Origin of the sequence: Streptomyces sp. NPDC087270 (assembly GCF_044744625.1) — a bacterium.
In the GTDB taxonomy this organism is placed as follows: Bacteria; Actinomycetota; Actinomycetes; order Streptomycetales; family Streptomycetaceae; genus Actinacidiphila.
Window position 1 is genome coordinate 182,107 of the sequence record NZ_JBIUYR010000001.1, and the last position, 20,676, is coordinate 202,782.

20 protein-coding genes are annotated in these 20,676 nt (G+C 71.4%); 9 read left to right on the forward strand and 11 right to left on the reverse strand.

The features are described 5' to 3' along the window. Nucleotides 1–90: 90 nt before the first annotated feature. From mctP to ACIPAE_RS00800, 3 genes are all read right to left on the reverse strand, one after another. A complete protein-coding gene (mctP, locus tag ACIPAE_RS00790) occupies nt 91–1,731 on the reverse strand; it encodes a monocarboxylate uptake permease MctP (RefSeq protein WP_329364971.1) in 1,641 nt (546 codons plus the stop codon). Next, complete coding sequence (locus tag ACIPAE_RS00795; protein WP_329373924.1) at nt 1,728–1,922, reverse strand: DUF3311 domain-containing protein; 195 nt, start codon at nt 1,920–1,922, stop codon at nt 1,728–1,730. The genes mctP and ACIPAE_RS00795 overlap by 4 nt, the downstream gene beginning before the upstream one ends. Before the next feature lie 259 nt (nt 1,923–2,181). Further along, nucleotides 2,182–2,952 (reverse strand): GntR family transcriptional regulator, encoded by a 771-nt coding sequence (locus ACIPAE_RS00800; protein WP_329364969.1) that lies wholly within the window; start codon nt 2,950–2,952, stop codon nt 2,182–2,184. 316 nt (nt 2,953–3,268) lie between these two features. Between ACIPAE_RS00800 and ACIPAE_RS00805 the strand changes: the two genes are divergently transcribed. From ACIPAE_RS00805 to ACIPAE_RS00820, 4 genes are all read left to right on the forward strand, one after another. Then, nucleotides 3,269–4,564, forward strand: coding sequence for an extracellular solute-binding protein (locus ACIPAE_RS00805; RefSeq protein WP_329364967.1), 1,296 nt, complete (start codon nt 3,269–3,271; stop codon nt 4,562–4,564). A 96-nt stretch (nt 4,565–4,660) separates the two neighbouring features. Beyond that, complete coding sequence (locus tag ACIPAE_RS00810) at nt 4,661–5,680, forward strand: sugar ABC transporter permease (protein ID WP_366410975.1); 1,020 nt, start codon at nt 4,661–4,663, stop codon at nt 5,678–5,680. Next, the gene (locus tag ACIPAE_RS00815; RefSeq protein WP_329364962.1) at nt 5,677–6,504 is read left to right on the forward strand and encodes a carbohydrate ABC transporter permease; all 828 of its coding nucleotides are present in this window, start codon (nt 5,677–5,679) and stop codon (nt 6,502–6,504) included. Before ACIPAE_RS00810 ends, ACIPAE_RS00815 begins: the two co-directional genes overlap by 4 nt. Beyond that, nucleotides 6,501–8,039 carry a glycoside hydrolase family 3 protein gene (locus ACIPAE_RS00820; RefSeq protein WP_329364960.1) on the forward strand — a complete coding sequence of 513 codons (1,539 nt, stop codon included), beginning with the start codon at nt 6,501–6,503 and terminating at the stop codon, nt 8,037–8,039. Before ACIPAE_RS00815 ends, ACIPAE_RS00820 begins: the two co-directional genes overlap by 4 nt. Nucleotides 8,040–8,164: 125 nt before the next feature. On the opposite strand, the gene nagB is transcribed toward ACIPAE_RS00820, so the two are convergent. Next, on the reverse strand, nt 8,165–8,950 hold the full coding sequence (gene nagB / locus ACIPAE_RS00825; protein WP_329364958.1) for a glucosamine-6-phosphate deaminase: 786 nt from the start codon (nt 8,948–8,950) through the stop codon (nt 8,165–8,167). Between the two features lie 135 nt (nt 8,951–9,085). On the opposite strand from nagB, the gene ACIPAE_RS00830 reads away from it, so the two are divergent. Further along, nucleotides 9,086–10,162, forward strand: a complete 1,077-nt coding sequence (locus ACIPAE_RS00830) for an SIS domain-containing protein (RefSeq protein ID WP_329364956.1) — start codon at nt 9,086–9,088, stop codon at nt 10,160–10,162. 67 nt (nt 10,163–10,229) lie between these two features. Here the strand turns inward: ACIPAE_RS00830 and ACIPAE_RS00835 are convergent, their stop codons facing one another. After that, a complete protein-coding gene (locus tag ACIPAE_RS00835) occupies nt 10,230–11,012 on the reverse strand; it encodes an SDR family oxidoreductase (RefSeq protein WP_402442016.1) in 783 nt (260 codons plus the stop codon). A gap of 160 nt (nt 11,013–11,172) precedes the next feature. Here ACIPAE_RS00835 and ACIPAE_RS00840 point away from each other — a divergent pair, with 160 nt between their 5' ends. Beyond that, nucleotides 11,173–11,766: a TetR/AcrR family transcriptional regulator gene (locus tag ACIPAE_RS00840; protein ID WP_329364952.1), complete on the forward strand. Its 594-nt coding sequence runs from the start codon at nt 11,173–11,175 to the stop codon at nt 11,764–11,766. Nucleotides 11,767–12,112: 346 nt separating this feature from the next. Next, nucleotides 12,113–13,564, forward strand: coding sequence for a histidine kinase N-terminal domain-containing protein (locus tag ACIPAE_RS00845; RefSeq protein WP_329373922.1), 1,452 nt, complete (start codon nt 12,113–12,115; stop codon nt 13,562–13,564). Nucleotides 13,565–13,724: 160 nt separating this feature from the next. On the opposite strand, the gene ACIPAE_RS00850 is transcribed toward ACIPAE_RS00845, so the two are convergent. Together ACIPAE_RS00850 and ACIPAE_RS00855 are read right to left on the reverse strand one after the other, a co-directional pair. Next, a complete protein-coding gene (locus ACIPAE_RS00850) occupies nt 13,725–13,982 on the reverse strand; it encodes a WhiB family transcriptional regulator (protein WP_037913060.1) in 258 nt (85 codons plus the stop codon). Between the two features lie 324 nt (nt 13,983–14,306). Next, complete coding sequence (locus ACIPAE_RS00855) at nt 14,307–15,275, reverse strand: diacylglycerol kinase family protein (protein ID WP_329364949.1); 969 nt, start codon at nt 15,273–15,275, stop codon at nt 14,307–14,309. Nucleotides 15,276–15,323: 48 nt separating this feature from the next. Between ACIPAE_RS00855 and ACIPAE_RS00860 the strand changes: the two genes are divergently transcribed. Continuing rightward, nucleotides 15,324–15,797, forward strand: coding sequence for a hypothetical protein (locus ACIPAE_RS00860; RefSeq protein WP_366410977.1), 474 nt, complete (start codon nt 15,324–15,326; stop codon nt 15,795–15,797). Nucleotides 15,798–16,241: 444 nt separating this feature from the next. On the opposite strand, the gene ACIPAE_RS00865 is transcribed toward ACIPAE_RS00860, so the two are convergent. The 4 genes from ACIPAE_RS00865 to ACIPAE_RS00880 form a co-directional block, all read right to left on the reverse strand. After that, nucleotides 16,242–17,186 carry a SigB/SigF/SigG family RNA polymerase sigma factor gene (locus ACIPAE_RS00865; protein WP_402442633.1) on the reverse strand — a complete coding sequence of 315 codons (945 nt, stop codon included), beginning with the start codon at nt 17,184–17,186 and terminating at the stop codon, nt 16,242–16,244. A gap of 262 nt (nt 17,187–17,448) precedes the next feature. Further along, nucleotides 17,449–17,862: an anti-sigma regulatory factor gene (locus ACIPAE_RS00870; protein ID WP_093740726.1), complete on the reverse strand. Its 414-nt coding sequence runs from the start codon at nt 17,860–17,862 to the stop codon at nt 17,449–17,451. Nucleotides 17,863–18,017: 155 nt separating this feature from the next. Beyond that, on the reverse strand, nt 18,018–18,599 hold the full coding sequence (locus ACIPAE_RS00875) for a GNAT family N-acetyltransferase (protein WP_402442020.1): 582 nt from the start codon (nt 18,597–18,599) through the stop codon (nt 18,018–18,020). Between the two features lie 52 nt (nt 18,600–18,651). After that, complete coding sequence (locus tag ACIPAE_RS00880) at nt 18,652–19,566, reverse strand: 1-aminocyclopropane-1-carboxylate deaminase/D-cysteine desulfhydrase (protein ID WP_402442022.1); 915 nt, start codon at nt 19,564–19,566, stop codon at nt 18,652–18,654. A 208-nt stretch (nt 19,567–19,774) separates the two neighbouring features. Here ACIPAE_RS00880 and ACIPAE_RS00885 point away from each other — a divergent pair, with 208 nt between their 5' ends. Next, nucleotides 19,775–20,668, forward strand: coding sequence for a MurR/RpiR family transcriptional regulator (locus ACIPAE_RS00885; protein WP_329364941.1), 894 nt, complete (start codon nt 19,775–19,777; stop codon nt 20,666–20,668). Nucleotides 20,669–20,676: the final 8 nt, after the last annotated feature.

The window sequence follows — 20,676 nt, forward strand, 5'->3', positions numbered from 1 at the left end:
TCGCTGGGGGTGCCCCCTCCGGGGGAGTTCCCCGCGCCCCTGTGTACGTGCGGCTCCTTCCGCGGAAGGAGCCGCACAAGGGGACCGCGACTACGCGGACGGGGCGGGCTCGGGGGTCAGGGGCACCCCCGGAGCGCCGGGCTCGCCCGGTTCGGCGGTGTAGTCCGACAGGACCGTCTCATCGGTGCCCGCGGGTGCCTTCACCGCCCGCAACACCAGCGTGAGCACCACCGCGATGACCACGTTGAGCACGAACGCGGTGAGCCCGATGTACCCGATCTTGCCGATCCACGGAATCGTGTCGGAGTTCCCGCCGAAGTGCGACTGGCTCGGGCTGGACTGGTCGTACGCCTTCCAGGTGCCGTAGGCCATGCCCGCGGCCCAGCCGGCCAGCAGCGCCCAGCGGTGGAACCAGCGGGTGAAGAGCCCGCCGACGATCGCGGGCACCGTCTGCAGAATCCAGATCCCGCCCAGCAGCTGGAAGTTGATCGCCACGGTCTTGTCCATCGACAGCACGAAGACGAGCGCGCCGACCTTCACCACCAGCGAGGCGAGCTTGGAGACGCGGGTCTCCTCCGCGGGCGTGGCGTTCGGGCGGATCAGGTCCTTGTAGATGTTGCGGGTGAAGAGGTTCGCGGCGGCGATGGACATGATCGCGGCGGGTACCAGCGCGCCGATCGCGATCGCGGCGAAGGCGACCCCGGCGAACCAGCTCGGGAAGACGTTCTCGAAGAGCTGGGGGATGGCGAGTTGGGCGTTGTAGCCCTTGACGTTCTTGCCGACGCCGTCGGCGACCGCCATGAAGCCGAGCATCGCCAGCAGCCCGAGCATCAGCGAGTACAGCGGCAGGATCGCGGTGTTGCGCTGGATGACGGTGCGGCTCTTGCCGGAGAGCACCGCGGTCACCGAGTGCGGGTAGAGGAACAGCGCCATCGCGGAGCCCAACGCGAGCGTGGCGTAGGCCCATTGGGCCTGCGGTGCGACGGTCAGCGAGCCGTGCGGCTTGCCGGTGGCGGGGTTCTTCACCGCGTACGCGGCGCCCGCCTTGTGGAAGATGTCGCCGAACCCGCCGAGCTTGTACGGGATGTAGATGATCGCCACCGCGATCACGATGTAGATCAGCGCGTCCTTGACGAACGCGATCAGCGCGGGTGCCCGCAGCCCGGAGGAGTAGGTGTACGCGGCGAGCACACCGAAGGCGATCAGCAGCGGCAGGTCCTTGACGAACCAGTTGGTCGAGTCGCTGCCGCCGACCCCGACCACGTCCAGCACCGCCTGGATGCCGACGAGTTGGAGCGCGATGTACGGCATGGTGGCCACGATGCCGGTGAGCGCGACGGCCACCGACAGGCTCTTGGAGCCGAACCGGCCGCGGATGAAGTCCGAGGAGGTCACGTAGCCGTGCTTGCGCGAGACGGACCACAGCCGCGGCAGGAAGAGGAAGACCAGCGGGTAGGCGATGATCGTGTAGGGCACCGCGAAGAAGCCCGACGCTCCGGCGCCGTAGATCGCGGCCGGCACGGCGATGAAGGTGTACGCGGTGTACAGGTCTCCGCCGAGCAGGAACCAGGTCACCCAGGTGCCGAAACTTCGGCCGCCCAGCCCCCATTCGTCCAGGTGCAGCGCGTTGTCCGCGCGCCGCCAGCGCGCGGCCATGAAGCCCATCGCCGTGACGGCGACGAAGAAGAAGATGAGGATGCCGAGCGCGACCCCGTCGACGTGGTTCTTCACTTGGCCGCACCTCCCTTGCGGCTGCGTGCGTCACGCCGGACCAGCACGTAGGCGGAGTAGGTGAGCACCGCCGAGACCGGCACCCAGGCGAGCTGGTACCAGTAGAAGAACGGGATGCCGATGAAGGTGGGGGTCAGCCGCGAATAGGAGCTGACCCAGAGCGTGCTGACGAGCGGAATGAGCAGGCAGATTCCGGCGACGACCCGCGCGGGCGTGACCGCCGGTCGTGGTCCGTCCGCCGGTCGGCGCGGCTGGGGTACTTGTGTCGGCGCGGTCGGCACAGCTGGTGCTCCCGTCCCCTAGAGCGATCAATGTGGTGCGCAGGAATCTAGGGGAGGGGAGTGACAGGCGTCACTACCTGTGCGGATATCAGCCGTACGAGGGAACGCCGAAGCGGCCCGCCGGCGGGTCCGGCGGGCCTTCGTACGACAGCATTCGGATCGGTGGGGCTCAGTCCGTCGGGCGGTTGAGCCGCGCGACGAACTTGTACCGGTCGCCGCGGTAGACCGACCGCACCCACTCCACCGGTTCCCCCGTGGTGTCCACGGAGTGCCGGGAGAGCATCAGCATCGGCAGCCCGACGTCGGTGCTCAGCAGCCCGGCCTCGCGCGGGGTGGCCAGCGAGGTCTCGATGGTCTCCTCGGCCTCGGCCAGCCGCACGTCGTAGACCTCGGCGAGCGCGGTGTAGAGCGAGGTGTACTTCGCCAGGCTGCGGCGCAGCGCGGGGAAGCGCTTCGCGGACAGGTGGGTGGTCTCGATCGCCATCGGCTCGCTGTTGGCCAGCCGCAGCCGCTCGATCCGCAGCACCCGGCCGCCGGCCTTCATGTCCAGCAGCCCGGCCAGCCGGTCGTCGGCGGTGATGTAGCCGATGTCCAGCAGCTGTGAGGTGGGCTCCAGGCCCTGCGCGCGCATGTCCTCGGTGTAGGAGGTGAGTTGCAGCGCCTGGGAGACCTTCGGCTTCGCCACGAAGGTGCCCTTGCCCTGGATGCGCTCCAGCCGGCCCTCGACCACCAGCTCCTGCAGCGCCTGCCGCACGGTGGTGCGGGAGGTGTCGAACTCGGTGGCCAGGGTGCGTTCCGGGGGCACCGGGGTGCCGGGCGGCATGGTCTGGGTGATGTCCAGGAGATGGCGCTTGAGCCGGTAGTACTTCGGCACGCGGGCGGTGCGGCCGGCGGTGCCGTTCCCCGTGGGCTCCGCGCTGCTGCCCGTGTCGCTGTCCATGCCGTGTACTCCCGACTGCCGTCGTACTGCCGTCACCGGCTCCTCCGTTGATCGCGGTCACATGGTGGCACGGGCTCCCCTGCCGGAGGGAGGCGGTGGGTGGCTGATGCCCTTCAGGTGTCGGTCCGATAACAGGTCCGACGGGTGTTCTTATACACCCTTGACACCCCTAAAGGTCTAGGCCAAGCTCCGGGTACTGGTCTAAACCATTAACGACCAATCCCAGACCCACGAGCAGGACGCGGCTGCAATGCGCGTGCGGCAGCCGACATTTCGGGCGGTGGGGGGAGTTTCGGGCATCCTTGAGGAGGGTGGCATGAGGCGCAAGCTCATCGCTGCGATCGGTGTCGCGGCAGTGCTGACCGGAGTCGCGGCCTGTGGTGGCAGCAGCGACAAGTCCGATTCGGGCAAGGGGAGTTCGGCCGGGCCGGCCGATTTCAAGGGCAAGACGCTCAACGTGTGGCTGATGAGCGGCTCCAACCCGCCCGGGTGGACCAAGGACATCACCGCCGCGTTCGAGAAGCAGTACCCCGGTGCGAAGCTGAAGATCACCGTCCAGCAGTGGGACGGCATCCAGCAGAAGCTCACCACCGCGCTGTCGGAGAGCACCCCGCCGGACGTCATCGAGGTCGGCAACACCCAGACCCCGTACTACGCGGCGACCGGCGGCCTCAAGGACCTCACCAGCGTCAAGGCCGACATCGGCGGCAGCGACTGGGTGCCGGCGCTGAACGGCTCCGCAGTCTACAACGGCAAGCAGTTCGCCGCCCCGTGGTACTTCGCCAGCCGGGTCGTCGTCTACAACAAGAAGATCTGGTCCGGGGCCGGCATCACCACGCCGCCGAAGACCCAGGACGAGCTCTTCTCCGACCTGGACAAGATCAAGGCCAAGGGCACCAAGGACGCCTTCTACCTGCCCGGCCAGGACTGGTACGGCTTCGACGGCTTCCTGCTGGACGCCGGCGCCGACCTGGTCAAGAAGGACGGCGACAAGTACACCGGCAACCTGGACACCCCCCAGGCCGCCGCGGCGATCAACCTGTACAAGAAGGTGAACTCCTACGGCACCGCGCCGAAGGACAAGGACGAGGCCACCCCGCAGCAGTCCGACGTGTTCGCCAAGGGCGACGTCGGCGCGTTCCTCGGCCTGGGCTGGGAGGCGGCCGGCGCCATCACCAAGAACCCGGCGCTGAAGGACCAGGTCGGCTTCTTCGCCTTCCCGGGCAAGACGGCGGACAAGACCGCCAGCGTCTTCGTCGGCGGCTCCAACCTGGCGATCTCCCAGGCGAGCAAGAACCCCGAGCTGGCCCAGGACTTCCTGAAGATGGCGATGTCCGACCAGTTCGAGGGCGAGCTGGCCAAGGAGGGCGGCGTCGTCCCGAACAAGGCGAGCCTCGACTCCAACCTGACCGGCAACGAGTTCGGCACCGTCTCCGCGGCCGCCGCGGCCAACGGCGGCACCACCCCGCTGATCCCGGCGTGGGGCAACGTCGAGAACGCGCCCAACCCGATCACCACCCTCTTCATGACCGGCGTGCTCCAGGGCCAGTCCCCGAGCGCGGCCGCCAAGAAGGCGGACACCGAGATCGACAAGCGGCTCAGCCAGCAGTAGTCACCCGGCCCGGGTCCCGGCGCCCGCCGTCCTGAGCGGCGGGCGCCCGGGCCCGGCACAGCGCCTTGCAGCGGACGGTACGAGGAAGAGGGAAGCATGGCCGCGCAGTACAAAGGGACGCAAGTACGGGGCCCCGACGAGGGAGCGGCCATACCCGGGCCCTCCGGCGCGCGCACCGCGGGACAGCCGCCGGCCGGTCGTGCCAAGACGCGGTCCGTCGGGGGCGCGGTCGTCGGCCGCTCGGTGCCGTACCTGCTGATCCTGCCCGCGCTGGCGGCCACCGTGCTGCTGCTGGGCTACCCGCTGGTGCGGAACGTGATCATCTCGTTCCAGACCCTCAACGCCTTCCAGCTGATCCAGCACACCACCCAGTGGACCGGGTTCGGCAACTACAAGGCCCAGCTGACCAGCGCCGACTTCTGGCACACCACCGAGCGGTCGGTCTTCTTCACCCTCGCCAACGTCGCGCTGATCATGGTCGGCGGCACCCTGATCGGACTGCTGCTGTACCGGCTCGGCAAGCGGATGCGACTGCTGCTGTCGATCGGGATGGTGCTCGCCTGGGCGATGCCGATCGTGGCCGGCACCACCGTCTACCAGTGGCTCTTCGACACCCGCTACGGCGTGGTCAACTGGTCCCTGAACAAGCTCGGCTGGCACTCGATGCAGGGCTACAACTGGTTCGGCCACCAGCTGTCCACCTTCGCGGTCATCACCCTGATGATCGTCTGGCAGTCGCTCCCGTTCGTCGCGCTCAACCTCTACGCGGGCCTGACCACCATCTCCGGGGAGATCTTCGAGGCGGCCCGGATGGACGGCGCGGGCGCCTGGCGCTCCTTCAGCTCGGTGCTCTTCCCGATGCTCAAGCCGTTCTTCCTGAGCACCGCGTTCCTCGAGGTCATCTGGGTGTTCAAGGCGTTCACCCAGGTCTACGCCCTCAACTCCGGCGGCCCCGAGGGCCTGACCGAGACGCTGCCGGTCTACGCCTACGTCCAGGGCGTCAGCGGCCAGCACTACGGGACCGGCGCGGCGATCTCCGTGCTGACCATCCTCATCCTGCTGGTGCTGATGTCCTACTACTTCCGGATCATGTTGAAGCAGGAGGACGAGCTGTGAGGCGCTCCACGTTCGGACGGCTGTGGCCCAACGTCGTCGCGGTCATCCTCTTCGTCTTCTTCGTCTTCCCCGTCTACTGGATGCTGACGACGGCCTTCAAGCCGGACCTCGACATCATCTCCACCACCCCGGTCTTCGTGCCCGTCCACGGCACCATGTCGCACTTCGACAAGGCCGTGCACGCGGCGGGCTTCTGGACCCTGGTGCGCAACAGCCTCACCGTCACCATCGGTTCGGTGCTGCTGTCGCTGGTGGTGGCGACCGCGGCGGCGTTCGCGGTGGCGCGGATGCGCTTCCGCGGCCGCAAGGCGTTCATCCTCATCGTGATGATGGCCCAGATGGCGCCGTGGGAGGTCATGACGATCTCCGTCTACCTGATCGTCCGCGACCAGGACATGCTCAACAGCCTGGTCCCGCTGACCTTCTTCTACATGATGATGGTGCTGCCGTTCTCCATCTGGACGCTGCGCGGGTTCATCGCCGCGGTGCCCAAGGAACTGGAGGAGTCGGCGCTGATGGACGGCTGCACCCGGTTCCAGGCGTTCGTCCGGGTGGTGCTGCCGCTGCTGGCGCCGGGGTTGATGTCCACCTCGCTGTTCGGCTTCATCACGGCGTGGAACGAGTTCCCCCTGGTGCTCATCCTCAACAAGGAGAGCGGCCAGACCCTGCCGCTGTGGATCACCCAGTTCCAGACCAACTTCGGCGACGACTGGGGCGCTACCATGGCCGCGTCCAGCCTGTTCACCATCCCCGTGGTGATCGTCTTCCTGTTCCTCCAGCGCAGGGCCGTCGCCGGTCTGACAGCCGGGGCGGTGAAGGGATGAGCCCCATCGCCCACACCGACGACCTCGGCGGCGCCACCGGCCCGCACCCGGACACCGTCACCGCGGACGCGCTCGCCGTCCTCCAGCCCGGCTTCGCCGGCACCACCGCGCCCGCGTGGGTGCTGCGGCTGCTCGGCGAAGGGCTCGGCTCGGTCGGCCTGTTCGCCCGCAATGTCGAGTCACCGGAGCAGGTGGCCGCGCTCACCGCGCAGTTGCGGGAGGTACGCCCCGACGTGCTGGTCGCCGCCGACGAGGAGGGCGGCGACGTCACCCGGCTGGAGGCGCGCGGCGGTTCGTCGTTCCCCGGCAACCTCGCGCTCGGCGCGGTCGACGACCTGAAGCTGACCCGCGCGGTCGCCGCCGAACTCGGCCGCCGGCTGGCCGCCTGCGGCGTGAACTTCAACTGGGCGCCGTCCGCCGACGTCAACTCCGACCCGGGCAACCCGGTGATCGGGGTGCGCTCCTTCGGCGCCGACCCCGAACTGGTGGCCCGCAACACCGCGGCCTACGTGGAGGGCCTGCAGTCCGCGGGCGTCGCCGCGTCGGTCAAGCACTTCCCCGGCCACGGCGACACCGCGGTGGACTCGCACCACGCGATGCCGCGGATCGACGTGGACCTCGACACCCTGCGGGCCCGCGAACTGGTGCCCTTCCGGGCGGCGATCGCGGCCGGCGCCAAGGTCGTGATGAGCGCGCACATCCTGGTGCCCGCGCTCGACCCGGACCTGCCCGGCACGCTCAGCCCGGCCGTCCTGGGCGGCCTGCTCCGCGCCCCCCGCGAGGAGGGCGGCCTCGGCTACGACGGGCTGGTGGTCACCGACGGCATCGAGATGCAGGCGATAGCGGCCACGTACGGGATCGAGCGCGGCACCGTGATGGCGCTGGCCGCGGGGTGCGACGCGATCTGCGTGGGCGGCGGGCTGTGCGACGAGCAGACCGCGCTGGACCTGCGCGACGCGATCGTGGCGGCGGTACGGGACGGCTCGCTGCCGGCCGAGCGGCTGGCCGACGCGGCGCGCCGGGTGAGGGAATTGGCCGCCTGGGCGGTCGCACAGCGGTCGGGTGCGGCGGAGGGGAGCGCACCCGACTCCGACATCGGCCTGGAGGCGGCCCGCCGGGCCTTGCGGATCACCCGCGCCGAGGGCTTCACCCCGCTGGACAACCCGCCCTACGTGGCGGCGTTCACCCCGATGGCGAACATCGCGGTAGGCGACGTGACCCCGTGGGGAGTCGCCGCGGAACTGGAGCGGCTGCTGCCCGGCACCCGCACCGGCACCTACCGCACCGACGACGTCACCGAACTGCTCGCCGCGGCCGGCGACCGCAGGGTGGTGGCCGTGGTCCGCGACGCGCACCGGCACGCGTGGATGGCGCGGGCGCTGGACGGGCTGCTGGCCGCCCGCCCGGACACGATCGTGGTGGAGATGGGCGTGCCCCAGGCCCCGCCGGTCGGCTCGCTGCACATCGCCACGCACGGCGCCGCCCGGGTCTGCGGCGAGGCCGCGGCGGAGGCGATCGTCGGCCGCGAGGCGTAGCGCGGGCAGGCGGCGGCCGGGAAGGCGCCGGATACGGCAGACGCCGCGGGCTCCGGGAAGGAGCCCGCGGCGTCCGGTCGTCACGGACGGCCGCGGCGGCCGGGCCGGGCGCGGGGTGCCGCCGGTTACAGCCCCTGCCAGTCCGGCTTCGCGGCGAAGGTGGCGCGGAAGTACGGCGCCAGCTTCAGCTTGGACGCGGCGGCCTCGTCGACCACCACCGTCGCGTGCGGGTGCAACTGCAGCGCGGAGGCGGGCACCACGGCGGCGACCGGGCCCTCCACGGTCTGCGCGACGGCCTCGGCCTTGCCCTCACCGGTGGCCAGCAGCACCAGGTGCCGCGCCTCCAGGATGGTGCCGATGCCCTGGGTGATCACATGCTGCGGCACCTGCGCGATGTCGCCGTCGAAGAAGCGGGCGTTGTCCACCCGGGTCTGCTCGGTGAGGGTCTTGATCCGGGTGCGGGAGGCGAGCGAGGAGCAGGGCTCGTTGAACCCTATGTGCCCGTCGGTGCCGATGCCGAGCAGCTGGAGGTCGACCCCGCCGGCCGCCGCGAGCGCCTCGTCGTACGCCGCGCAGGCCGCCCGTACGTCGGTGGCGGCGCCGTCGGGACCCATGAACGACTTCGAGGACAGGCCGAGCGGGTCCACCACCTCCCGCAGCACCACCGAGCGGTACGACTCCGGGTGGCCGGCCGGCAGGCCCACGTACTCGTCGAGCTGGCAGACCCGGGCCCTGGAGGCGTCCACGGCGCCGGAGCGCACCTTGGCGGCGAGCGCCTGGTAGACCGGCAGCGGGGTGGAACCGGTCGCCACGCCGAGCAGTGCGTCGGGCTTGCGGCGCAGCAGGGCGGCCATGGCCTCCGCGATGAGTTCGCCGCCCGCGGCGGCGTCCGGCACGATGACAACTTCCACGCTGGGCCTGCCGTTCTCAAGAAGGATACATGTGGTATAGACCAATCTATCAGATTGGGCCACTCCGGTGGTGCGGCGGGGGGCGTCCTGTGTTCGACTGGTGGAGGTCGGACGGGTGGGATGGAGGCGGTGGGGATGTCGGCTTCTGCGTCGTCCCCGGCCCCGCGCGCGGGTGAGCCGGGCTGGATCATGTTCGGTGAGATCGCCGAGCAGCCGGAGGTGCTGCGCCGGGTCCTGGCCGAGGCCGCGCCCCAGGTGCGCCGGACCGCCCACCGGATCGCGGCCCGGCGGCCCCGGTTCGTGCTGCTCAGCGCCCGCGGCACCTCCGACCACGCGGCGCTGTACGCGAAGTACCTGATCGAGGTGGAACTGGGCCTGCCCTGCGGGTTGACCTCGATGTCCACCGTCACCGCGTACGGGGCCACCCCGCACCTGGAGGACGTGCTGCTGGTCAGCGTCAGCCAGTCCGGCGGCTCGCCCGACCTGGTCGCCACCACGCGGGCCGCCCGCCGGGCCGGCGCGATCACCCTCGCGGTCACCAACAACCCGGACTCGCCGCTGGCGGAGGTCGCGGAGTTCCACCTCGACATGCTGGCCGGGCCGGAGAAGGCGCTGCCCGCGACGAAGACGTACACCGCGGAACTCCTGGTGCTCTACCTGTTCGTCATGGGCCTGCGCGACGACGACGGGGCGGCCGCCGCCGTGCTGCCCGACCTCGTGCAGGAGGTGCTGGACCGCTCCGCCGAGGTGCGCGCGCTGGCCGGGCGGTACCGCTTCGCCGAGCGGATGGTGATCACCTCGCGCGGATACGGCTACCCGACCGCGAAGGAGGCCGCGCTGAAGCTGATGGAGACCAGCTACATCCCCGCGCTCGCCTACTCCGGCGCCGACCTGCTGCACGGGCCGCTGGCGATGGTCGACAACATCTCCCCGGTCATCGCGATCGTCACCGAGGGCCGGGGCGGCGAGGCGTTGCAGCCCGTGCTGGACCGGCTGCGCGGGCGGGGCGCGGACCTCGTGGTGATCGGCCCCCGGGTCCAGGTCAAGGCCGCCACGGGCGGCTTCGGGCTGCCCACCGGGAGGCTGCCGGAAGCGCTCCAACCCGTGCTGGAGATCGTCCCGTTGCAGCGGCTCGCCTACGAGGTGGCGGTCGCGCGCGGCCAGGACCCGGACGCGCCACGGGCGTTGGCGAAGGTGACCGAGACCCGGTAGCGGGGCGGCCCCCGGTGGACGTGCGCCTGGGGGTGGACGCGCGCCCGGCGCAGGCGCGTTCCGCCGGTCAGAGCAGGGAGCCGCCGGTCGCGTCGAGCCAGTGCCCGGTGATCCAGCGGGCGGCGTCGGAGGCGAGGAACGCGACGGCGTCGGCGACGTCCTCGGGGGCGCCGACCCGCTTGAAGACGGAGTAGCCGGCGGCCTGTTCCCAGGCGGCGTCGGAGGTACGGATGACCGGCGCGGTGTTGTCGGTGTCGATGATCCCGGGCGCGATCGCGTTGACGGTGATGCCGCGCGGCCCGAGCTCCTTGGACAGGTCACGGGTGAAGACGTCGAGCGCGGCCTTGGACATGGTGTAGGCCATCAGTTCGGGCATCACCGCGTTGTGGGTCAGACCGGTGGAGACGTTGACGACGCGGCCGCCGTCGCGCAGCCGGGACAGCGCGCCGCGGGTGAGGAAGAAGGGCGCGCGGGTGTTGACCGCGAAGACCCGGTCGAACTCGGCCCGGTCGATGCGGGCGAAGGGGCTCGCCACGCCGATGCCGGCGTTGTTGACGAGGATGTCCAGCCCGTCCGCGGCCCGGTCGAAGGCCGCCCACAGCGCTTCCGGGGCGTCGGGGTCGGCCAGGTCCGCGCCGAGCGGGAAGGCGGCGCCGCCGACCGCCTGGATCGCGGCGACCGTGGCGTCGGCGGCGGCCTTGTTCGTGCCGTAGTGCACGCCCACCCTGGCGCCGTCGCGGGCCAGCCGCAGGGCTATGCCCCTGCCGATGCCGCGGCTGCCGCCGGTGACCAGGGCGGTTCTGCCGGTGAACGGTCCGGGGCCCGCCGCCGTGGCTGTGCCGGAGCGCACCGCCGTACCCGTGCCTGTGCCTGTGCCCGTGCCTGCGCCCGTGACCGCCGCCGTACCCGTGTTCGTCATTGCCCGCACCCGATTTCTCTATCGATCGCTACAGAATGACCTGCGACGGGACCGTACCACATTGTCTAGCGGTCGCTATAGAATGTGGGGCATGGTTTCCACCCGGCCCCGCGGCCGCCCCCGCGCCTTCGACCGAGAGGCCGCCCTCGACCAGGCGGTGCGCGCCTTCTGGGAGCACGGCTACGAGGCCACGTCCGTCGCGGACCTGACCCGGGTGATGGGGATCGGCGCGCCCAGCCTCTACGCCGCGTTCGGCGACAAGCGGGCCCTCTTCGCTGAGGTCGTGGACGTCTACGCCGCCCGCTACGGAGCCTTCGGCGAACGCGCGCTCGCGGAGGAGCCGACCGCCGCTGCCGCCGTGGCCCGCCTGCTGCGGGAAGCGGCGGTCGAGTACGCGGACGAGGCCCACCCGCGCGGCTGCCTCATGATCAGCGCGGCCGCGAACTGCACGACCCCGGAGGTGCGCGACGCGCTCCGGGCCCGCCGCGAGGCCAACGTCGAGGCGATCCGGGTCCGGATCGCGGCCTCCGTCGACGCCGGCGAGCTTCCCCCGGACACCGACGCCAACGCCCTCGCACGCTACGTCGGCGCCGTCATCCAGGGCATGTCCCAGCAGTCCCGTGACGGCGCCACCCGTGAAGAGCTGTCCGCCATAGCCGAGTTGGCCCTGCGCGCCTGGCCGTGAGAACACTTCGGGCCGCGGTGCCGGGAGAGGACCCTCAACCTCTCCAGCACCGCAGCCCGGAGCTGCCGTCGGCACCGTGGTCGGACGGGTGTGCGGTGCCCTTCCGACCCGATAGGGCCGACCAGTGAGGCGTCAGGCGTAGTCAGGGCAGAGAACGCCGTGGCCTCGATCCGTCCTCCTGTGCGGGGAGGGCGGAGGTCTACTTATCGGTATTGTGGACTAGACCAGTCGGCCTTGTCCATGGGTGTGCCACCGATTCCGTCCGTGAATTCCCGGTCGGACGCGCCGTGAAACGCGCCGAACCTCACAGCTTTCGCAGGGAGGTACGCTCACAGGCGTGCCCTCCATGAACGACCTCGTCCGCGAGCACACCGGCCTCGACTCATCCGATCTCGAATGGCTGCATCTGCTCGTCTCGGAGTGGCAGTTGCTCTCCGACCTGTCCTTCGCCGACCTGGTGCTGTGGGTTCCCACCCGGGACGGCACCCGGTACGTCTCGGTCGCCCAGATGCGCCCCAACACCGGCCCCACCTCCTACCAGGACGACATGGTCGGCCACCTGGTGCCCCGCGGCCGGCGCCCGCTGCTGGACGCGGCGCTGGACGAGGGGCGGATCGTCCGCGAGGGCGACCCGGAGTGGCGGGAGGAGGTGCCGGTGCGGGTGGAGTCGATCCCGGTCCGGCGCGACGGCCGGGTGCTGGGGGTGATCGCCCGCAACACCAACCTGCTGACCGTGCGCACCCCGAGCCGGCTGGAGCTGACCTATCTGCAGAGCGCCTCCGACCTGGCGCAGATGATCGCCGCGGGGTCCTTCCCGTTCCCGGCCGAGCAGGTGGACATGGACGCCTCGCCGCGGGCCGGCGACGGGCTGATCCGGCTGGACGCCGACGGCCTCGTGCAGTACGCCAGCCCGAACGCGCTGTCCGCCTACCACCGGCTCGGCCTGGCCGCCGACCTGGTCGGCCACCACCTGGGCCGGGCCACCGCCGAACTCGCCCCGGACCGCGGCCCGGTGGAGGAGGCGCTGGTGAAGCTCGCCAGCGGCTGGGCGCCCCGGGAGTTCGAGGTCGAGGCGGGCGACGGGGTGATCCAGTTGCGCTCGATCCCGCTCAAACCCAAGGGCGTGCACACCGGTTCGCTGGTGCTGCTGCGCGACGTCACCGAACTGCGCCGCCGCGAGCGGGAGCTGATCACCAAGGACGCCACCATCCGGGAGATCCACCACCGGGTGAAGAACAACCTCCAGACGGTCGCCGCGCTCCTGCGGCTGCAGGCCCGCCGGATGGACTCCGAGCGGGCCCGTGAGGCGCTGGACGAGGCGGTGCGGCGGGTCGGGTCGATCGCGATCGTGCACGAGACGCTGTCGCAGAACCTGGACGAGAAGGTGGAGTTCGACGAGATCGCCGACCGGGTGCTGGCGATGGTGGCGGAGATCTCACCCGGACGGGTCACCACCCGGCGCGGCGGCAAGTTCGGCATCCTCACCGCGGAGACCGCCACCCCGCTGTCCATGGTGCTGACCGAACTCGTCCAGAACGCCCTCGAACACGGCTTCGGGCCCGGGGAGTCGGGCACCGTGGAGGTCACCGCGACCCGCGGCCGCGACCGCATCACCGTCACCGTCCAGGACGACGGGCGCGGCCTGCCCCCGGAGTTCGACGCCCAGCGGGCGGGCAACCTCGGCCTCCAGATCGTCCGCACCCTGGTGGTGGGCGAGTTGGGCGGCACCTTCGACATGCTCCCGGCCCCGGCCGGCCCCGGCACCCGAGTGACCCTCGAACTGCCGTTGGACGCCTGACGGTTGAGAGCGCCGCCGGCCCGCCGCACGGCCGGCAGGACAGCACGCGGAAGCCCCGTACCCATCCGGTACGGGGCTTCTCGCGATACTGCGTGCTGCGCGTATTGGCAGGTGCTGCGCGCTGCGGCTCGGGGCTAAGGCTTCTGGGTCGTCCGGTCTCTCAGGCGCTGGCGTTACGGGCCCGGTTGCGGGCGGCGCGGCGCTTCATCGCACGACGCTCATCCTCGCTGAGGCCACCCCAGACACCGGCGTCCTGACCGCTCTCCAGCGCCCACTGAAGGCACTGGTCCATGACAGGGCAGCGGCGGCAGACGGCCTTGGCTTCCTCGATCTGCAGCAGCGCAGGACCGGTGTTGCCGATGGGGAAGAAGAGCTCGGGGTCTTCCTCGCGGCAAACGGCGCGGTGACGCCAGTCCATGGCTGCTCCAACTCCTTGTGTGACAAACAGGTCGCTTGTGAATGTGAACGCTTTCACGAATCCCCCCACAGGGAACGGGACGCCACCCAGCCTTCGCTGGCTGGTGCGGTCCCGCTTGGTGTGAGGTAGGAGATTCGGGCTCTCATGGGGGCCGTTTGTCGGCCGTCCCGATCGCCAGTAAGAGACTCGCAAACCTCGGCTGGAGATACAACCCCTTCAGGGAAGTTTTTTTGGATTCCTCGGTGTCGCCTCGGTCACAGCCGTACTTCCATGGGGTGCGGGGCAGCCTAAACGTTCGAGTAAAAGGACTTTAGGCTCTTCGACTTACACAATCACACGCAGTGCACGGCGTACGCCTGTGAAGGTTGCGTTCGTACGCAGTCCCAGGTGGTCACCGTCGACCTGGAAGGGCAGCGGCGCCTGCGAATGCAAGGTGAAGTCCGTCAGATCGTGCAGCGCCACCGCGTACTTGCCCCGGGGCCCGCGCTCCGGGGTGGAACGGAGCAATTGCGCCGCGTAACGGGCACCCGCGACCGTGGACATCTTGGTGACGCCCAGCAGGTCGAGCGCGGTGTCGAAGGATGCCCCGGGGGAGGCGTACACCGGTTTGTTGCCGAGGTACGTCCACGGGGCGGTGTTGCAGATTATGGCGGTGGACAGCTCGTCGATCGGCTCCTGGTCGGGCTGCTCCAGCGTGATCGTGCCGTGCCGGCGGTGCGGGTCGGCCATGAACTGGCGGGCCACCTGCCGCAGGTACAGCGCATGCGTGGAGCGTTTGCCCAACTCCCGCTGCTGCTCGACCCGTCCGACCACGCCCGCGTCGAAGCCCAGGCCCGCGCAGAAGGTGAACCAGCGCGGCGGTACGCCCTCGTCCTCGCTGCCCCGGGTGCCGCTCACCAGGCCCAGGCCCACGGTCCGGGAGGAGCCCGCGCGCAGCGCGTCCAGCAGGGCGCCGGTGGCCTCCACCGCGTCGTTGGGCAGGCCCAGGGCGCGGGCGAAGACGTTGGTCGAGCCGCCGGGGACCACCGCGAGCTGCGGCAGGGTCTCCGGGTCGGGGCCGTGGTGCAGCAGGCCGTTGACCACCTCGTTGACGGTGCCGTCGCCGCCGAGGGCCACCACGAGCTCGACCTCGCCCCCCTCCGCGGCTCTCCGGCCCAGGTCCCGCGCGTGCCCGCGGTACTCGGTGGTGGCCACCTCCAGCTTCAGATCGCTGGACAGCGCGGTACTGATCACGTCGCGGACCCGCGCGCTGGTGGTGGTGGCGGCGGGGTTGACCACGAGAAGAGCACGCATGCTCGACAGCGTACCTACGGATTTTCACGCCGGGCTACGCTGGCACGTGTGAGCCAGAAGACGACGAAGCGCAAGGAGTCCGGCGCGGGCGGGGCAGACGGCGTGGCCGCCGGCCCCACGGCACAGGTGCCGCCGGCCGGGCAGCCGACCGGGCCGCCGCCCCTGCGGCTGACCGCCGCGGCCGCGGTGGCGGGGCTGGAAGGGCTCTCCATCGCCGCGTGGGGCGTGACGATGTTCTTCGGCGGCAGCAGTGACGTGCTGCCCGGGTTTCTCGTGCTCGCCCTCGCCGCGCTTCCGCTCCTCGCGGCGTACGGGCTGCGCCGGGCCCGTCGGTGGAGCCGCGGGCCCGCGCTCATCGTGCAGCTCGTCGCGCTCCCGATCAGCTGGAACATGGTGCGCAGCGACGGCGCCGGGTTCGTCGCCTCCGGCGCGGTGCTCGGGGTGCTCGCGCTCGCGGGCCTCGTCCTCCTCGTCCACCCCGCCACCACCGACGCACTCGGAATCAACAGGACCGCCGCCTAGGGCCTTGCCGGCCCGGCCGAGCGGACCCTCCGGCGTGGTGGGTGCTGTCGGCCGAGGGACCACCTGCCGGCGACGGGCTTGTCGCGCGGTTCTCTCCCGGAGCTTCGCCTGGGTGGGGGTGCCCCCGGCGGAGGGCCAGGGGGAGTGCCCCCACGCGCCCCTGTGCATGCGCGGCTCCCAGCGTGCTTGCCCCGGAGGGACCCGGGCGTATCCAGGGGCACGGGGCGGTTCTCCCCCGGAGCTTCGCTGGGTGGGGGTGCCGCGCGCCCCTGTGCATGTGCGGCTCCCAGCGTGCTTGCCCCGGAGGGACCCGGGCGTATCCAGGGGCGCGGGGAACTCCCCCCAAAGGGGGCACCCCCAGCGCGCAGCCACCCGTCGGCAGGTGGTCCCTGGACCGACAGCGCACACCACGCCGGGGGGTCCGCTCGGCCCGCCCGGCAAGGGCTACTCGTCGATGAGGAGCTTGTCGCGGAGCTGCGCGAGGGTGCGGGCGAGGAGGCGGCTGACGTGCATCTGGGAGATGCCGACCTCCTGCGCGATCTGCGACTGCGTCATGTTCCCGAAGAACCGCAGCAGCAGGATCGTCTTTTCACGCGGCGGGAGTTGCTCCAGGAGCGGCTTGAGGGACTCGCGGTACTCGACCCCCTCCAGGGCCTCGTCTTCGGAGCCGAGCGTGTCGGCGACGGCCGGCGACTCGTCGTCGGTGTCGGGCACGTCGAGCGAGAGCGTGCTGTACGCGTTCGCGGACTCCAGCCCCTCCAGGACCTCCTCCTCGGAGATCTTGAGGTGCTCGGCGAGTTCGTGCACGGTGGGCGCGCGCCCATGCCGCTGGGACAGCTCCCCGGTGGCGCTGGTGAGCGCCAGCCGCAGCTCCTGGAGCCGGCGCGGGACGCGGACCGCCCAGCCCTTGTCCCGGAAGTGCCGCTTGATCTCGCCGACGACCGTGGGCGTGGCGTACGTGGAGAACTCCACCCCGCGGTCGACGTCGAACCGGTCGACGGACTTGATCAACCCGATCGTGGCGACCTGGGTGAGGTCGTCCAGAGGCTCGCCGCGGTTGCGGAAGCGACGGGCGAGGTGCTCGACCAGCGGGAGGTGCATCCGCACCAGCTGGTTGCGCAACTCGGCCCGCTCCGGCGAGCCCTCGGGCAGCTTGCCCAGCTCGACGAAGAGCGCGCGGGCCCCCGAGCGGTCGTGCGGGTCGTGCTGCTCGGCGGACTCGCCCGCGGCGGACTCCTGTTCGGGCCGCTCGGACTGCTCCGGCCGCTCCGGCTGGTCCGCTTGCTCCGCCTGCTCGGGCTGTCCCGGCTGGTCCGGTCGTCCCGGCTGCTCGGGCCGGGCCGGCTGGTCGGGCTGCTCCGCCGATGCCGCGTGCTCGTGCTGATCCATCCGGTCCGCCTGCTCCGCCTGCTCCGACGCGTCCATCACTTCCCTACGGTCCGTCCGGCCCCGGGCCAGGCCGGGGTCGGGGTCCGCCGCCCCGGGATCGGGGTGCGGTCTTGCCGACGGCCGCGGCGGCCCACCCGGCCCGGCGCCCACGGGGTCCGGCTGCTGGGCCGGCACGGAGGCATGCCCGCGCGCCGCGGGCACGTCGTGCTCCGCGGGTGGGCCGGGGGTGTCTGCTGGGCTCACGACGGCCGCCTCACATGCCTCACGACAGCCCGGGTACGGCGCCGCGCTTCTTGTGCAGACTGATGCTGACCGTCCGGTCCTCCGCGACGGTGGAGTCCACCTCGCCGGCCAGCGCGGAGAGCACCGTCCAGGCGAAGGTGTCGCGTTCCGGTGCGCGGCCGTCGGTGGTCGGCGCCGACACGGTGACCCACAACGAGTCCCCGACCAGCCGGAACACGCAGCTCAGCACCGAACCGGGGACGGCCTGTTGCAAGAGGATCGCGCACGCCTCGTCGACGGCGATCCGCAGATCCTCGATCTCGTCGAGGGTGAAGTCCAGCCGGGCCGCGAGTCCGGCCGTGGCCGTCCGCAGTACCGACAGATACGCTCCCGCCGCGGGCAGCCGGACCTCGACGAAGTCCTTCGACCCGGGCTCGCCTGCGATCTGGGACACCCACACCTCCAAGGTGGCACACAGTGATTGCTCTGGTTCGCAGCGACGCTACCGCGATCCGTACCCGGCTGTCGCCCGGACGGCGCACGGCCCCTTCCCATTCTGTCACCGATCGTAAGCGTACGGGTACGGAACGTGGAGTGCGCGCTGCCGACTCAACGCGCATGAGTCGGCGTCTGATTGGACGATGGGATGGTCGCACCGGTTGCAGTGGTCGCTGATCCGGTGATCTCCGCTTCGGCGCGCGTGCCGGCCCGGGCCGCCAGCGCGTGCAGGGCGGGTCCTGACAGGCGCTGGACCGTCCACTCGTCCTGCGGCAGCGCGCCGATCGACCGGTAGACCCCGAGCGCCTGCTCGTTCCAGTCGAGCACCGTCCACTCGAAGCGCTCGTAGTCGCGCTCGACGCAGATCGCCGCCAGCGCGGCCAGCAGCGCCTTTCCATGGCCGCCGCCGCGCATCTCCGGGCGGACGTACAGGTCCTCCAGGTACATGCCCGGCTTCCCGGTCCAGGTGGAGAAGTTCCGGAACCACAGCGCGAACCCGGCCGGTCCGCCGCCGTCGCCCTCGCCGTCGGGCTCCGCCATGAGCGCGGAGGCCACCGCGTCGGGGCCGAACAGGGCGTCCCGCAGTTGCGCCACGGTCGCCCGCGCCTCCTGCGGTGCCCGCTCGTACGCGGCCAGTTCGCGGATCATCGCCTGGATGGCGGGGACGTCTTCGGGGGTCGCGGCGCGGATCATGCCACCAGATTACGACCGTACGGTGTGAGCGGTGCAGGAGCGTCCGGTTCGCTCATCCGGTGATCACGGCGGCGACCCGGGTGCCGGGCGGGAAAGCGCCCTCCTCGGCGAGGTGGAAGACGGCGTACAGCGTCTTGGCGACGTAGACGCGTTCCAGGTCCCTGCCGTCCAGGGCGTCGCGGTGCCGGGCCGCGAAGCCGGCGGCGAAGGCGTCCAGCGCCGGGGTGGTACGGGCGAAGCCGCCGCAGTGGAAGCGGTCCGCCACGCTCCAGTCGCCGCGCCGCCCGCCGAACGCGTCCTGCTGGAGCCGCAGCACCTCCTCGGTGAGGAAGCCGCCACGCAGCACCGCGACGCCGACCGCGCGGGCCGGCGCCGGCAGTCCGGCGGCCAGTCCGGCCAGGGTGCCGCCGGTGCCGCAGGCGACCGCCACCACGTCGGCGGCCGCGCCGATCTCCCGGCCGAGCTCCGTACAGCCCCGCACCGCAGGGGAGTTGGAGCCGCCCTCGGGGAGCACATGGGCGGGGCCGTACCGCTCCAGCAGCGGGGCCAGGACGTCCGGCTCGGTCTTGCGGCGGTAGGCGGCGCGGTCGAGGAAGTGCAGCCGCATGCCGTCGGCGGCGGCGCCGGCGAGCGAGTCGTTGAGCGGGCGGCCGGCCAGTTCGTCGCCGCGCACCACGCCGACGGTGCGCAGGCCCAGCAGTCTGCCTGCGGCGGCGGTGGCGCGCAGGTGGTTGGAGTAGGCGCCGCCGAAGGTCAGCAGGGTGTCGTGGCCGGCCTCGACGGCGGCGGCCAGATTCGGGGCGAGCTTGCGGAACTTGTTGCCCGGGAGCAGGGGGTGGGCCAGGTCGTCCCGCTTGAGCAGCAGGTGCACTCCGTGCCGGGCCAGCCGCTCGTCGGCGACCTCCACCAACGGAGTCGGCAGCCGTCCTCCAGGGTGCCCCGCGGGCAGCGGTACGGATACGTTCACCCACCCATTCTCCCGGGTGCCCCTCCGAGCAGGTGCGGCTCCCACCGTGCTCGCCCCGGAGGGTCAGGTGGAAGTGTCACCCGCATGGGTGACACCTGACGGCGCGCGGCAGCCGTCGCAAGAACCGGAGTTTTCTTGGCGCACCTGCTCCCACAAGCGGGATTCACGGTGCATCCTTACTCCCGTGCCGGAAAAGGACCCGAGACCCGTGAGGTCCGCAGCGGAGGGAGCCACTGCGGCCAGTGACGCGGGAGACGCGCTCACCGCGACCGTGCGCGGGCTGCTGCCCTCGCTCACCCCGGCCGCCGCGCGGATCGCGGCGCTCATCGTGCGCGACCCCGCCCAGGTGGCCCGCAGCACCATCTCGGAGTTGAGCGCGCTGGCGGGCACCAGCGAGTCCTCGATCGTGCGTACCGCCCGCGCGCTCGGTTTCGCCGGCTACCCCGAACTGCGGCTCGCGCTCGCCGCGTCGGCGGCCCGGCAGAGCCCGCGCTCGACGCTCTCGGCGGGCATCACCCCGGACGACTCGGCCGGCGAGGTGATCGCCAAGCTGGTGCACACCGAGTCCCAGGCGGTGCTGGAGACCGCCACCCAGCTCGACCCCGAGCAGCTCACCGGCGCGGTCAAGGCGGTATGCGGGGGAGGGCAGTTGCACATCGCCGGGGTCGGCGCCTCCGGGCTCGTCGCGCAGGACCTCCAGCAGAAGCTGGCCCGGGTCGGCCGGCCCTGCCACGCGCACGGCGACTCGCAGTCCGCGCTCACCAGCGCGGTGCTGCTCGGCGCGGGCGACGTGTTCCTGGCCGTCTCGCACTCCGGCGAGAGCCGCGACGTGCTCGAACCGCTGCGCCGCGCCTCCGCGTTGGGCGCCACCACCGTGGTGATCACCAACCACCCGATGTCCTCGGCCGCCCGGCTCGCCGACTTCGTCCTGGTGTCGGCGGGCCGGGAGACCACCTTCCGGCCGGGCGCGATGGCCAGCCGGATCAGCCAACTCGTGGTGGTCGACTGCCTGTTCGTGTGCGTGGCACAGCGCACCTTCGACCTGTCCAGCCGTGCGCTGCGGATCACCCACCAGGCACTGGAGAGCGACCGGGCGCGCTGACCTCCCGC